Raw genomic sequence first — 13,935 nt, 5'->3', positions numbered from 1 at the left:
TTATACTGACTGATTGAATAAGTGAAATTGCCTAAGCTTCGCAACTGCCAGCCATACAAGCTATATTGCAATTAGTCAATAATTTAGGAAAAACACCTGTGTTTCCCCTGTACGACGAAAATCCGACCCGAATCACCCCGTATTTCACCTACGGGTTAATTGGCATGAATATTATGGTTTTTATTCACGAGGTGAGTCTGTCAAATGCACAATTGAGTCAGTTTCTAAATCAGTATGCGGTAGTGCCTCAAGAATTAACCACCAACTTGAGTGGAGAGTGGATAACATTATTTACTTCACAATTTTTACACGGTGGTTGGTGGCACTTAATCTCAAATATGTTGTTTCTCTGGGTTTTTGGCAACAATATCGAAGATCGATTAGGTCATGCCAAATATCTGATTTTTTATTTGGTATGTGGTGCTTTAGCTGCTTTGTGCCAATGGTTTATTGGCATGAATTCTGAGATTCCTTCCTTGGGGGCAAGTGGCGCTATTTCTGGGGTTTTGGGTGCATATATTATCCGCTTTCCACAGGCTAAAGTCATGACCTTAGTTTTTTTGGGGTTTTTTATCACCACAATCAGAATTCCAGCATTAGTAATAATTGGACTTTTCTTTGTGCAGAATGTAATCTCCGGTCTTTCTACCCTGCAAGCAGCCGCTAATATGACTGTGCAAACTGGTGGAGTTGCTTATTGGGCGCACATTGGTGGTTTTGTTTTTGGGATAATTCTCGCTCCCCTCTTTGGGTTATTTAGGCAGGACTAAGTACAGCATTTTCTAAATAAATTCATAGCGAATCTATCAAACCTCTGCGTATTCCTCTGCCTACCTATCCTATAGGAAGGCGAAGCATTGAAATTTCCTTATTAAGAAACTATTAGTTTTTGTTGGCACTCGCCGAAACTCCTTCGGATTCTTCTACCTCAGATGTAAATATTGGTGATTCTACAACTTGTTCAGGTACAGAAACTATAATATCAGCACCATTGATAATTGCTCCTAATAACCCCAGTTCAGCTTCCACTAATTGATCGATCGCTTCACCTAGCATATTTTCTTGTGTATAGTGTGGTCGCGCCACTAATACGATTCCATCACTGTAGGGTTGGATTAATAAAGGGTCATTAGATATGCTGAGAGGACTAGTATCTAAGATAACTAAATCAAAACGTTCGCGCACATCTTCCATCAACCGCCGTATTTCACTAGATTCAAGGATAGCAGCAGATTGCCGCACAGGGCCAGGGCTGGGAAGAATATATAAATTTTCTACATCAGGAACTAAACGGATACACTCACTTAAATTAGCGTAATAACGTAGGGGTTCAATTGTGGCTTCGGGATCAGGAATTACATTCAGAGATGTACAACGAGAAGGCGATCGCAAATCTGTTTCGATAATCAAGGTTCTTTTGCCAGCCCGGGCAGAAGCTATACCCAAGTTATAAGCACTTGCCGTCTTACCCTCTAAGCTACTGGTGCTAGTAATCAACACCACTTTTAAATTTTTACCACCAATTCGGCGCAGATTACTGCGGAACTTCTCATAAAACTCTAAGTAAGGAGAATCGGCGGAAAGTATGACTGGTACTGCATCTTGAGGCAAATCATCAACTGGCATTAAAGGCAATTCTCCCAACACTGCCACTTCCCGTTGCTTGAGGCTTTCGCGGATGTCCTCTCTGGTTTTGAAAGTCCCTTCCAGCGATCCCAGTAAAAATATCACCCCGCCACCAATTAACATACCCAAGAAACCGCCCACAGCAAGGGTGATAGGTACACTCTTAGGGGGTTTGGTGTCGGCAGCTGCTGTGGGCCGTCTGGCAATGCTGAGGCTACTGGTAGTTTCTGCCTCTGCGGTTTTAGCATCGGTTAGCTTCACCTGCATTTGGTCATAGATGGCTTTTTTGAGTCCAACCTCTTGTTCTAAACGCGATCGCTCTAATTGTTTATTGGGTATCAGAGAATACTCTTGCCGTAGTCGTGCTTCTTGTTGGATTTCTTGAACTAGCTGTTGTTGCAGTGTCTCTCGTTGGGTTTGCAAAGACACCATTTGGTTTGCCAATTGCTGGCGGGCAGGATCTAAGCTACTTTGGGTGCGAATCCCTGCAACACTACCCTGAAGTGGAGCCGCCGCCCCATCACCACCTAATACCTCAGATGCTCGTTGTCGCAGCAATTCTTCAGCCGCTTGTTTCTGACGCTGCAACTGAATCATGGTTGGGTGTTCTGGTCGCAAATCTTTTCTGAGTACAGCAATTTGCGCCTCACTTTGATAAATTTGCGCTCGTAAGTTCCCAATAATTGGATCGGCACTCAAAGCAGAAGAAACATAAGCTTGTCCCACTGTTAAGCCTAACTTATTTTGTAAACTCCGAACTTGCCCATCAACCCCAGAAATAGTTAATTGCATTTGGCGTTGGAGATTTTGGCTGGCAGTAATAGCGCTTAACAAACTGCCATTCTCTGCTGCCAATATTGCTGTTCGCTCAATGCGATCGTATTGTTCCAACTTCTTTTCAGCAACTTGCAATTCCCGTTTAGCCTGGGGTAAGCGATCGTTAATCTTTTGAATAATTGCTTGTAATCGCCCAGTATTGATGTCACTGCTCAACTTAATCATTGATTGCATCAATTCCGCCAATACTTCTATGGCTCGTTTGGGGTCGCTATCTACATATTTAAGTTCAAAAATACTCGTTTCAAAATCTCCAGTTCTGGGATTTTTTTTAGGTAAAGTCAGCACAATACTTGCACCGAGTTGTTTCGGTTTAAGATTTACTTTCTCTGCCACTGTCGCAATTATCTGGTTTGATAATAAAACGTCTTGATTCAGTTCCTTTCCTTGCTGTTGGATTTGACTACCAGTTGTTGAGAAAGAAACCGGTGGCCCCGCATAGGTTAGTGCGGCAGATGCTATGTAGTTAGTAGGTGGCTCTGGCTGCATAGCCACCACCGTTGACCCCACAACAACTAAACCAAAACTAGCTAGTCCAATCCACTTGTATTTTTCAAAAGCAATAAGATAGCGCTTAACAATTGGTGGGGTCATGGTTGCTTCGCTCCAATTAAAAATTAAAAATTAAAAATTCAGGAAGCACCAAACTAAAGATACTGGCTTTTATACAACGCAAGGGTGCTATTAACTTCCTACTGTATATCTCAATTGATATCTTTAATATTTTAATGAATTCAAAAATAACTTGGATATGTGGCTTCCTACACTCCAAACTATTTCTAGCTTGTATCCTTCTTTTAGAGTTACTAATTTGATCCACCACCGAAGTTGTCAAAAAAGCGGAGAAAAGATTGAACATTGAAAAAGGGTTGGGTAATAGTAGTCAATAAATTAGTAATTCTACCGATGAGGTTCCGACCAACAATAAGAACATCATTATCTTGAAGTGCCACATTTTGAGATGCATCACCTCCTAGAGCTTTTTTAGCATCAAGTTTCTGGGTGACAGCTTTACCTTGTTCAGGATCAAAACGAACCAGAGCAATATCTCGAAGATTAGCAGTATCAAGATTTACTCCTCCCAAAGCATCTACAAATGTACTACCGTTAGGCAGTGCTTGAACAGAAATAGCTCCTGCTGCGTAGTTTAAAACCCGGACTCTGATCTGTGGTGTAGCTAAGGATGAACGTGCTACTAAATTGCGATCGTAACCATCATCATTACCAACTTCACGACGGGGGATGAGTATTGCATCTCCATCTTGTAAGCGGAAATTAGGGATTGAACCGCCATTTTGCAGTGCTGCATATAAATCAATAGTTTGTGAAATCACAGAACCATCAATTAACTTCCGACGTACTTGTATTTGTCGCAGGTCTGCATTCAAGGTTGAACCACCAGATACTAGCAAGGCATCAGCAACACGGGGTGTTGGTGAACTAATCGGATAAATTCCTGGTCGAAATATTTCTCCACTAATGGTAACTTGAACTGGTCGCGCCCCTGCCAAAGATACTACTACGATTGGATCTGGTAAAATGCGACTTAAACCCAAGCGAATTTTTTCTTGAGCTTCTTCTAATGTTAAACCTTGTAATGACACCGTTCCCACTTGCGGCACTACAATGGTGCCTTCTGGACTAATTACAGCTTGAAAGCTCAAATCTTGACGCTGTGCTGCTAAGGCTAAAACTATTACCGGATTAACCACATAACGATTTAAACCCAAGCGAATTTTTTCTTGAGCTTCTTCTAGTGTTAAACCTTGTAATGACACCTTTCCCAGTAGCGGCACCACAATGTTACCTTCTGGGTTGATTAAAGCTTGAAAGCTCAAATCTGGAAAGCGCTGAACCGAAACGCTAATTCCATCTCCTATTCCTAAGCGGTATAGGCCAGGAGGACGCTGAAGTACAACATTAATTCCATCTCCCGGGCCTAAGAGGTAGCGACTGAGTTGGGGAGAAATTTCGTCATTTGCACCTGGAGGTACAAACTCAGTACCTGGTAGAGGCGAGGGGGGTTGCCTTGGTGATTGTCCTTGAGGTGGAAAAGGCTGGGCAATAACAAGTTGGATAGGTGTTGTTAAGAAAACTCCTACTTGAAGACTGACAAAACACAAGGCGCTGAATCCACGCATATAAGAATTGGGATCTATGAACATCGGTGCAGAAAATACTGATATAGAAATTAGTCGCGCCGAGTGGTTATTTTACTCTACAAATGTCCTACATATCTCTTATATCTGCAAGTATTTGCCAAGAAAAAGAGAAGAATTTGGCTAAATTTAATTTCTAATACCAATTCTTTCTGAAGCTGCGGTAAGACAATAGCAAAATTCCCTTGTTTTATACAACTTTTCGGTATAAGTTTATATTCCTAATATCTTTCTTTTTTTCGCTGAGTTTCAGCCTGAATGCAATTCATAGAGACACTCACGATCAATTTATGGACAAACACACATGTAACGGACTTTACAAAGGTCCTGCCATTAATTCACTTTGTACAGTTTCCCCTATAGACTGGGCTAAAGGCCAAGATGTTTCTACTTGCCCTAGTGGTTCTATTGGAATCAGAATGCTCACGGCCACCCAAGGAGTGCGTTGCTTGCGCCACTGGGCTAATTGATCCGCGAAGAACCAGTGAAAAGGTGATGCATTTCCACCATCTGGCATTGCGTACCATTGCAAGACTGCAAAGGTTTGCTGTGGTGTGGCAGCGCGAAAGAACCTAGCTTGTACTTTAGTTACAACATTAGAAGCCAACTTTGCAGGCGGTTTAACAGTAAATTCAGCAGAACGAGATTGCGCTATATCCCACTTTCCCCAACGCGATCTTCCCCAGCCGTTAACATCTGTCCACTCTACCTCTGGTTGATCCATAGGCCCATTTTGCGGCAGCAAAAGCATGATTGCCTGAGATTGGGAACCATCTTTTTTCATTATCTGCAAAGACCATTTATGTTCGCCAATTTGCTGTTCTGCTTGTTCAATAGTTTGCCAACCAGGAAGGGCTAACCCAGTGTTACGGATCTGTTTTAATTCATTGAGGGTGGTAACAGGTGGTGGCTGTTTCCATTGCCACTTTCCTGTCAGGTATCCAGGAACCCCTCCTATTGCTAGCAGTAGTAGCAATAGCAAAAGTATTGCTACCTGACTCAATTGGTTTTCCTTGAAAAACTTGGAGAAGGAAATCATCAGTAAAAATTTGTAATACTTAGGCAAAATCTTACTTCATAAAATCACACCATGAGTTCAGTAATATTTATGAGTAGATTAAGGGGCATGGGGCATGGGGCATGGGGCATGGGGCATGGGGCATGGGGCATGGGGCATGGGGACAAGGAGAATAACTATATTCAATTCCCAATTCCCAATTCCCAATTCCCAATTCCCAATTCCCAATATTTCTAACTTTCTGCTTCTTGCTCAATTTCTGGAGATGCTGAAAAATAGTCGTTAATCCAATTTAGTAAGGGCACTAATGACACCAGCATACAAGCTGAGTAAAGATCGCCGCCCCAACCTTGATGTAGCCATTTAAAAGCCTCTTCGTTACCTGTGCCGTGAAAGAAAGTCAGTAAAGTATTACGAATGATATTGGCCACAGTACTAACGATCGCAGCAAGAGATAAAAACGATATAGTTGTGCGCCGTGAAGACAAAGAATCTGTCCAATAAAGTAGCATCAAGCCAACGTAGAGAGTCGTGAACAACATTTTCAACCCTGCACAATAAGGGGCAACTTCTACAATGCGTCCTCCCACGTAGAGATTTATTTCATATACGGTTACGTTCATACCAAATTGATTCAGTATAAAACCTGCCGTACCAGCGATGAAGCTTTGGAGAGGCAAGGTATAGGGAGCAATGAGATAGGGCATTGCTGTTGGGGTTGCCAAAAATACTAATAGCAAGGGGAATCCTTGCGATCGCAAACCTGCTATTCCTTTAAACCACAAACATAATCCTGCTAGAATAACGGGCAAGGAAAGGTTAACCCACTCTGTAACACCGCTAAGATAAAACACTGCCCCTACTAATAATAAAACAGCGCTCAGAGGATGTATTTTATCTGGTAAACGTTTCCACGTTTTCCGGTTCATCCAGACTAGATAAGCCGCAAATGGTAAACCAATAATCCCGTGGCTAAAATATTCGTGTTCTGTACTGATATTTTTGTGCAGCCAACCATCCAACCAGTGTAGCAATATAGGAGCATAAAGCAGCAGCAAAACACCTATAATAGCTAGATTTAATAAGTCTGAGGCGTTTCTGTTTTTAACCTGTTGCTGGAGTACCATGATTTTTATTTAGTCATTGGGCATTGGGCATTGGGCATTGGGAATTGGGAATTGGTTTTAGACTAATGACTAATGACTAATGACTGCCGAGAATTTGTTGAGACTACATGAGCGATCGCACCTACAACTTCTTTAACTTGACTACTGCTCAATCCAGGATACATCGGTAATGATAATATTTGCTGTGACAGTTTTTCGGCTTGGGGAAAATCTCCAGGCTGATAGCCTAAGTTGGTGAATGCCGGTTGGAGATGACAAGGAATTGGGTAGTGAATACCAGTTTGAATTCCTACTGCTGTCAGTTTTTCCTGGAGTTCCTGGCGTTCTATTGGGCAAGACTCATCAACTTTAATCACATAAAGATGATAAACGTGTCCTGTATCACTTTGGTTTTCTATGGGGATAATCCCGGTAGTTGCAAAGGGTGCTAGTTCTGAATCATACTGCTGGGCAATAGTCAAGCGATCGCGATTCCACTGTGGCAAATGTGGTAATTTTTTGTGCAAAACTGCTGCTTGTAAAGTATCCAAGCGGCTATTTGTACCTGATTCAGTATGAAAATACTTTTGTGATGCACCATAATTTCGCAAGCGCACCATCTTCTGGGCTACATCTGCATCTCGTGTCAGCAGCATTCCCCCATCCCCAAATGCTCCCAAATTTTTGCTGGGATAGAAACTAAAAGCTGCTGCTATTCCTACAGAACCAGCATAATATCCGTCTCTTTGGGCGAGGTGCGCTTGGGCAGCATCTTCAAAAATTAGTAGTTTGTAGGTATCAGCAAGGTTTATTAGTTCGCGTGGCGATACCATTTGACCATAGAGATGTACAGGGATAATTGCTTTAGTCTGAGGTGTAATTGCTTTTGCTGCGGCCTCTAAATCAATTAAAGCTGTTTGGCGATCGCAATCTACCAGAATTGGCTTCGCGCCAGCACGGATAACCCCAATTAAGGTAGCGACAAAGGTGTTTGCTGGTAAAATCACCTCATCGCCAGCCCCAATATTACACGCTTGCAATCCGAGAGCGATCGCATCTGTTCCTGATGCAACACCAACCCCATAAGCTGCCCCTGATACTGCCGCAAATGCTACTTCAAAATCTGATAGTGCTTGCCCTAAAATAAAATCTCCCTGTTCCAATACAGATTGGATTGCATCTTGTAATTGCGTTTGAATTGGTTCATGCTGTAACTTCAGGTCTACAAAAGGAACTCTAACAGCGATTTTATTCATTACTAGTTGTCCTCAAAAAATTTTTCTTCAGATGGAAAAAATAAAAAAGTCTACACAATTTTCAGGATGAAATTGTAATAGGTTCAATCTATTGGATCGAGACTTATATAAACTATCTAGGATTGTCAGCCATTAGTCCTAGCTGTCATGAGTAATTATTGCTATAAAAGTCACACATATATAATATTTCCCAGTGAATATACTTTGACCAAGCCAGTGATAATTTTTCCTTGCATACATAAAGAATAACAACCCCTTTGTATTGTATCCTTAGCATTAGCTTACCCTGGCTGAATCAAAATCTAACGCAGTCTGCCTGTAAAATCCCAAGCCATAAAGACTACACTAGTGCTAAATAAAGAATATTCAGCACCAGTAACAAGTAAGTTGTGGATACCGCATCGCCGAGTTTAATCTAAGGAATAAAAATTTTTGCCCCAAATTTGTTTGTCAGAGGCAAAATTAGGGAATGCTTAAAAATAGCAATTGATAACCCAGAAATAGGGATTATATCAATTCACATTATCGAGAAATTATTAAGGTAGCAGTGGCAATGATAGAGCCTGAAAACAAATTATTTGCCCTAAAGGATGGTTGGGATTCTCATGAATCAAGAGAACAACAACGCCTCAAAGCTTTGTCCGATTTAGGTTTGCGGCAACCAGAAACGATTCCGGTTTTTGAAGAAGCCACACAGACTGCTGCCCACTTTTTGGAAGCACCAATTTCCATATTGGGATTTGTGGATCAAGAGCGTCACTGGTTCAAGTCATCGGTAGGCTTATCTAGGCTGGGATTAATGAATCATTTGGCACAAAGCCGCCAACTCTCACGTAGGGAATCGTTCTGCACTCAGGTAGTAGAGAGTCTTCAAATATTTGTAATTAATGATACACAAAAACTTACAGATCCAGTACTTGCAAGCAGCAAGTTGGTGCAGGATTATGGTATTCGTGCTTACTTAGGAGCGCCACTGATTGATGCTGAGGGAAATTGTTTAGGTGCATTGGCAGTGATGGATTTAGTGCCGCGCAATTTTACAACCAGAGACATTGAGTTTTTACAAATCATCGCTCGTTGGAGCATGAGTGAATTTGAGCGTAACCGACTCTTGCAAGGAAAACTCGAATCGAGTAGTCCTACAGTACCTCCTATATTTTCACTCAATGAGGAACGCAATACTGAGATTAAAATTCCCGCACCCACTAAAGATAGCGACTCCATTTCTACCAAGCAACTTCAGTTGGAACTTTTGGGTCAGCTAACTCAGGAGTTACGCACGCCTTTAACATCTGTACTCGGTATGGCTAGTGTTTTAGGACGTGAGATTTATGGGCCTTTAACGACTAAGCAGAGAGAATATTTGGAAATTATCCAACACAGTGGTCGGTACTTACTTTCCCTAGTAAACGAAATTACCGAACTAGGAACGATGGATGACAATTCAACTATCCTAAATCTCGCTCCTGTGGATATCGAAATGCTATGCCAACAAGCTATCAATACCCTAGAAGAAGTCGCTAATCGCCGTGAGCAAGATATTCGCCTCTCTATAGAACCAGGGCGCAATCGCATTTGGCCTTTAGATAAAGACAAGGTGCGGCAAATCCTTTATCACCTGGTTTTCAGTGTGATTCAACTTTCGGCTACAGGTAGCGTTGTTCGCATTCATGTCTCGTACAAGGAAGATACGCTCAATATTACTATTTGGGTTTCTCATCCTTGGTTGGGAGATGGCATAACTGAGGTTGATCCGTATTTCCGTCTCAATTCTTTGTCGCTGCTGGAGTTGACAGGCGAAGTAGGAACTTACAATTCTCATACAGAAAACCAGAAGCAACTAGATACTTCATCAGTAGCAGTAGATAATTCAAAAAACTTGAGTGATGCCCATTCAAATTTCTTTGCTGCTAGTTCAGGTATAAATTTAGCTAAATCAAATGGAAGTCTTTCTCGTGAAAGTTTGGGTCTATTGCTAAGTTGCCAATTGGCAGAGTTGCACAGGGGACAAATTTTGATTCAAGGTTCACCAGAATCAGGATATCGTTATGTGCTTTCTTTGCCACTGCAACTGGCGACGACCTCACAAGCAATTAACAATGTCTAATCTTGGGGATTGGGGATTGAGGATTGGCGATTGGGAAAGAGGTATTTTCATCTAATTAAGTAAGTCGGCACGATAAAACCCATGTATATTTAGTTTTGTAAAAACTATGGAATGACCAATTTCTTAGCTATTCGCTAATTTTACATTTCGTGACATAGCTTGATTTTTTAACGCTGACTTACTTTAGGACTCATATTTGATTTTTTGTTGCCTTTTACCTATTACCTCTTACGTACCTAGACAAATAAATTTAGAAATCAAAGCGGACTACTATTGTTTGTTGAGAACTAAGTATATGAAGGGCTATCTTAATTTGATATTGGCTAAATTAAAGGTAGTGGCTGATGGCTAAGAATAAGAATGCCATTACGAGATATTAAATACTCCGTTATTACCTTTTTATGTCCATAGGCATTATGATCAATTCCAAGTTCTGCGTCGGCAGGCTAATTGATCGCAATGTTTTTTATGAATTTAGTCTGGCAACGATTTACTTTATCATCTTTACCGCTCAAAGAATATCTTGCTAGCAGTTACGTACACCGTTATCTGGTCGGACTGCTAAGTTCTTGGCGGCAAACCAGCATCTTAATGCAGTGGGGAGATGCGATCGCAGCTGCTTTACTCAGCTTAATATATGCCCTTGCGCCTTTTGCTTCGAGTACGTTGGTAGGTTTTTTGCTGGTGGCTTGTGTGGGATTTTGGCTGTTGTTGACTTTATCTGATGAAGTCACACCAGCAAATGTCTCGTCAGTCACTCCCATTCACTTACTGGTATTGCTTTACTGGGGAATTGCTCTAATCGCAACAGCATTATCACCAGTGAAAAAGGCGGCAGTTAACGACTTGGGAACGTTAACCTTATATTTGCTCCTATTTGCCCTTTGTGCCAGGGTATTAAGGTCGCCTCGCCTCCGGTCTTGGATTATCGTTCTTTATCTGCATGTATCGTTAATTGTCAGTGTCTATGGATTGCGGCAATGGTTTTTTGGAGCCACAGCACTGGCAACTTGGGTTGATCCTGAATCTCCTCTGTCTAAGACTACAAGAGTCTACAGTTATTTAGGCAATCCTAACTTATTGGCTGGATACCTCTTACCAGCAGTAATTTTTAGCTTAGTGGCAATTTTTGCATGGCAAAGCTGGCTTAAAAAAGCCTTAGCATTAACAATGCTAATTGTCAATACTGCCTGCCTGATCCTAACTTTTAGTCGTGGTGGTTGGATTGGACTAGTGGTAGCAGTTTTGGCGGTGATGGCATTGCTAGTTTATTGGAAAAGTGTGGAAATGCCTCCTTTTTGGCGTACTTGGTCACTGCCCATTATCTTGGGAGGTTTGATTGGGGTATTGCTGTTAGCAGTAATATTTGTAGAGCCAGTCCGCCTGCGAGTCTTGAGTATTTTTCTCGATCGCAAAGATAGCAGTAATAATTTTCGCCGAAATGTGTGGGATGCTGTCTTTGAGATGATTCGCGATCGCCCGATTTTTGGCATTGGCCCTGGTCACGGCTCTTTTAATAAAGTTTATCCTTTCTACCAACGCCCTCGTTACACTGCTTTGAGCGCTTATTCGATTTTGTTTGAAGTGACTGTAGAAACTGGCTTTGTTGGTTTAGCCTGCTTTCTCTGGCTGATAATTGTCACATTTAACACGGCACTTTTGCAAGTGCGACGATTGCGACAACTCAGAAGTGGAGAGGGATTTTGGTTGATTGGAGCGATCGCTATTTTGTTGGGTATGTTAGCTCACGGTACTGTAGATACTGTCTGGTATCGTCCTGAAGTTAATACCCTCTGGTGGCTGATAGTTGCTTTAATTGCCAGCTACTGGAAACCTTTAGCTCAAAATCAGACAAATTCATTTAACCCTGAGCCAGCATTAAACTAACTTAAGTTAATGTGTCAGTTGTTTTTCTAATGAACAACTGACAACTTTTGAACGCACTTAAAAAGGCTAGAAACAACATTTAAGTTGTCTCTAGCCTTTTTTACTTAGTGGGCAGTACCAGACTCGAACTGATGACGTCCTGCTTGTAAGGCAGGCGCTCTACCAACTGAGCTAACCGCCCTTTCGACCAATCCTTAACTAATATAGCAGACTATTTCGGCTTGCGCTAGTAGTTTTGGGAAAATCTTTTTTTCTCTTATACTGGCTCAGTATTCAGTTATTCAGCACTTAGGATTTAGGATGCCCTCTGGTCGGACGCACGATCGCATTACTATGTATGCTCTGCCGTTCGTGGCGGGCATTACTTTGTGGCAGACTCGCAGTAGCAATGCGACTTTGTTGGTTGCAGGCGGGTTTTTATTTGGGGGGCTAATGTTTGGCCCCGATTTGGATATTTACTCTGTGCAATTTCAACGCTGGGGTTTCTTGCGCTGGATTTGGCTACCTTATCAAAAAAGTCTGCGGCATCGTTCTTTTTTATCCCACGGGCCGATTATTGGTACGATTCTGCGGATACTTTATTTGGGGAGTTTGCTAGCTATCTTGGCAATTTTTGTTTTGGCGATCGCCCAAAAGCTAGGGAATCTGAGTTTTACTTGGCAAGATTTGGGGGGAACTGTGGGGCGATCGCTGCTGCAATACCATACTGAATATATCGCTTTGTTTTTGGGGTTGGAACTTGGTGCAATGAGTCATTCTCTCAGCGATTGGAGTGGTTCGGCATACAAGCGCTTTCAAAAACAAGGGGTTCGGGGGTTGCTTCCTAGTGGCAAAGTGAAGAAGCGTAAAGTGAGGAGTGGCGATCGTCGGTCGAGATTGAAGAAATAATTTTTTTAAACGCAAAGGGACGCAAAGGGAAGCGCAGAGGTACGGAGAGGTATGGAAAATCAAAATGAGAGTTTGGCGGCGTTACAGGAGTTGATTGAGGTGGTGGCAAAATTGCGATCGCCTGATGGGGGTTGTCCGTGGGATTTGGCACAAACTGCCGAAACGCTGACTCCTTATGTGATTGAGGAAGCTTATGAGGTGGTGGATGCAATTAAAAGTGGAGATAAAAGTGCGATCGCAGAAGAGTTAGGCGATTTATTATTACAGGTAGTATTGCAAGCCCAAATTGCTAGCGAATCTGGGCAATTTTCCCTCAAAGAAATAACTCAGGGGATTTCCCAAAAGTTGATTCGCCGTCATCCTCATGTCTTTGGTGATGTGTCGGTGACAAGTGTGGATGAGGTGCGGCAAAATTGGGAACAAATTAAAGCTGCGGAAAAAGGTGAAGCATCCCCGGAGGCGCAAAAATTTAGTGCTAAACTCGGTCGTTATGGGCGCACTCTTCCCCCAATGACGGCGGCGATGAAGATTTCTCAAAAGGCGGCGGCTATTGGGTTTGAATGGGAAAATATTCAGGGCGTTTGGGATAAGTTTCATGAAGAGTTAGGGGAGTTTCAACAGGCTTTAGCTGAGGAAACACCCGAACGACAACAAGCAGAATTAGGTGATTTACTGTTTGCGGTTATTCAACTAGCGCGTTGGCATAATCTCGATCCCAGCGCTGGTTTGCAAGGCACTAATCAGCGATTTGTGCAGCGATTAGAAAAAATGGAGGCAGCTGTCGATCGCCCCCTTTCTGAGTACAGTTTGGATGAGTTAGAAAAATTGTGGAAACAGGCAAAAGCCGAACTTGGGAAAGTAGGGAGTGGGGAGTAGGGAGTGGGGAGTAGGGGGAGATGAGGGAGATGAGGGAGATGAGGGGAATTATTTAACAAGTTTCTTCCTTGTCTCTTCCGCATTCCCAATTCCCAATTCCCAATTCCCAATTCCCAATTCCCAATTCCCAATTCCCAATTCCCAATTCCCAATTCCCAATTCCCAATTCCCAATT

12 protein-coding genes and 1 tRNA gene are annotated in these 13,935 nt (G+C 42.3%); 6 read left to right on the top strand and 7 right to left on the bottom strand.

All coding sequences use genetic code 11. The features are described 5' to 3' along the window. The first annotated feature begins 98 nt into the window (after positions 1-98). Positions 99-770 carry a rhomboid family intramembrane serine protease gene (locus V7K98_RS10680; RefSeq protein ID WP_335021540.1) on the top strand — a complete coding sequence of 224 codons (672 nt, stop codon included), beginning with the start codon at positions 99-101 and terminating at the stop codon, positions 768-770. 112 nt (positions 771-882) lie between these two features. Here the strand turns inward: V7K98_RS10680 and V7K98_RS10675 are convergent, their stop codons facing one another. The 6 genes from V7K98_RS10675 to V7K98_RS10650 all read right to left on the bottom strand — a co-directional run bounded on the left by V7K98_RS10675 (position 883) and on the right by V7K98_RS10650 (position 8,002). After that, the gene (locus tag V7K98_RS10675; RefSeq protein WP_335021498.1) at positions 883-3,057 is read right to left on the bottom strand and encodes a GumC family protein; all 2,175 of its coding nucleotides are present in this window, start codon (positions 3,055-3,057) and stop codon (positions 883-885) included. Between the two features lie 212 nt (positions 3,058-3,269). Further along, positions 3,270-4,628, bottom strand: coding sequence for a polysaccharide biosynthesis/export family protein (locus tag V7K98_RS10670; RefSeq protein WP_335021496.1), 1,359 nt, complete (start codon positions 4,626-4,628; stop codon positions 3,270-3,272). A gap of 310 nt (positions 4,629-4,938) precedes the next feature. Next, a complete protein-coding gene (locus V7K98_RS10665; RefSeq protein WP_335021494.1) occupies positions 4,939-5,661 on the bottom strand; it encodes a cyanoexosortase B system-associated protein in 723 nt (240 codons plus the stop codon). Positions 5,662-5,728: 67 nt separating this feature from the next. Then, positions 5,729-5,854 (bottom strand): hypothetical protein, encoded by a 126-nt coding sequence (locus tag V7K98_RS10660; RefSeq protein WP_335021492.1) that lies wholly within the window; start codon positions 5,852-5,854, stop codon positions 5,729-5,731. 19 nt (positions 5,855-5,873) lie between these two features. Next, positions 5,874-6,767, bottom strand: a complete 894-nt coding sequence (crtB, locus tag V7K98_RS10655) for a cyanoexosortase B (protein ID WP_335021490.1) — start codon at positions 6,765-6,767, stop codon at positions 5,874-5,876. A 62-nt stretch (positions 6,768-6,829) separates the two neighbouring features. After that, positions 6,830-8,002: a DegT/DnrJ/EryC1/StrS family aminotransferase gene (locus tag V7K98_RS10650; protein ID WP_335021488.1), complete on the bottom strand. Its 1,173-nt coding sequence runs from the start codon at positions 8,000-8,002 to the stop codon at positions 6,830-6,832. A 553-nt stretch (positions 8,003-8,555) separates the two neighbouring features. Between V7K98_RS10650 and V7K98_RS10645 the strand changes: the two genes are divergently transcribed. Together V7K98_RS10645 and V7K98_RS10640 are read left to right on the top strand one after the other, a co-directional pair. Further along, positions 8,556-10,109: a GAF domain-containing sensor histidine kinase gene (locus V7K98_RS10645; protein WP_335021486.1), complete on the top strand. Its 1,554-nt coding sequence runs from the start codon at positions 8,556-8,558 to the stop codon at positions 10,107-10,109. Positions 10,110-10,577: 468 nt separating this feature from the next. Further along, complete coding sequence (locus V7K98_RS10640; protein ID WP_335021484.1) at positions 10,578-11,996, top strand: IctB family putative bicarbonate transporter; 1,419 nt, start codon at positions 10,578-10,580, stop codon at positions 11,994-11,996. A 108-nt stretch (positions 11,997-12,104) separates the two neighbouring features. Here V7K98_RS10640 and V7K98_RS10635 read toward each other — a convergent pair. Continuing rightward, positions 12,105-12,177 (bottom strand) — tRNA-Val (locus V7K98_RS10635). Between the two features lie 119 nt (positions 12,178-12,296). On the opposite strand from V7K98_RS10635, the gene V7K98_RS10630 reads away from it, so the two are divergent. From V7K98_RS10630 to V7K98_RS10620, 3 genes are all read left to right on the top strand, one after another. After that, positions 12,297-12,884 (top strand): metal-binding protein, encoded by a 588-nt coding sequence (locus V7K98_RS10630; protein WP_335021482.1) that lies wholly within the window; start codon positions 12,297-12,299, stop codon positions 12,882-12,884. A 51-nt stretch (positions 12,885-12,935) separates the two neighbouring features. Further along, positions 12,936-13,760 carry a nucleoside triphosphate pyrophosphohydrolase gene (gene mazG, locus V7K98_RS10625; RefSeq protein ID WP_335021480.1) on the top strand — a complete coding sequence of 275 codons (825 nt, stop codon included), beginning with the start codon at positions 12,936-12,938 and terminating at the stop codon, positions 13,758-13,760. Next, positions 13,750-13,935: hypothetical protein (locus V7K98_RS10620; RefSeq protein ID WP_335021479.1), on the top strand; the 186-nt coding region annotated here is incomplete at its 3' end. The genes mazG and V7K98_RS10620, both read left to right, overlap by 11 nt.

This window comes from Nostoc sp. (genome assembly GCF_036917435.1).
Lineage (GTDB): Bacteria > Cyanobacteriota > Cyanobacteriia > Cyanobacteriales > Nostocaceae > Nostoc.
This window is presented reverse-complemented; position numbering and strand designations above follow the sequence as displayed.

Coding starts and splice junctions, on each gene's coding strand:
- V7K98_RS10670 (WP_335021496.1), bottom strand. CDS start 4,628: ATGTTCATAGATCCCAATTCTTATATGCGTGGATTCAGCGCCTTGTGT.
- V7K98_RS10650 (WP_335021488.1), bottom strand. CDS start 8,002: ATGAATAAAATCGCTGTTAGAGTTCCTTTTGTAGACCTGAAGTTACAG.
- V7K98_RS10675 (WP_335021498.1), bottom strand. CDS start 3,057: ATGACCCCACCAATTGTTAAGCGCTATCTTATTGCTTTTGAAAAATAC.
- V7K98_RS10630 (WP_335021482.1), top strand. CDS start 12,297: ATGCCCTCTGGTCGGACGCACGATCGCATTACTATGTATGCTCTGCCG.
- V7K98_RS10640 (WP_335021484.1), top strand. CDS start 10,578: ATGAATTTAGTCTGGCAACGATTTACTTTATCATCTTTACCGCTCAAA.
- V7K98_RS10645 (WP_335021486.1), top strand. CDS start 8,556: ATGATAGAGCCTGAAAACAAATTATTTGCCCTAAAGGATGGTTGGGAT.
- crtB (WP_335021490.1), bottom strand. CDS start 6,767: ATGGTACTCCAGCAACAGGTTAAAAACAGAAACGCCTCAGACTTATTA.
- V7K98_RS10665 (WP_335021494.1), bottom strand. CDS start 5,661: ATGATTTCCTTCTCCAAGTTTTTCAAGGAAAACCAATTGAGTCAGGTA.
- mazG (WP_335021480.1), top strand. CDS start 12,936: ATGGAAAATCAAAATGAGAGTTTGGCGGCGTTACAGGAGTTGATTGAG.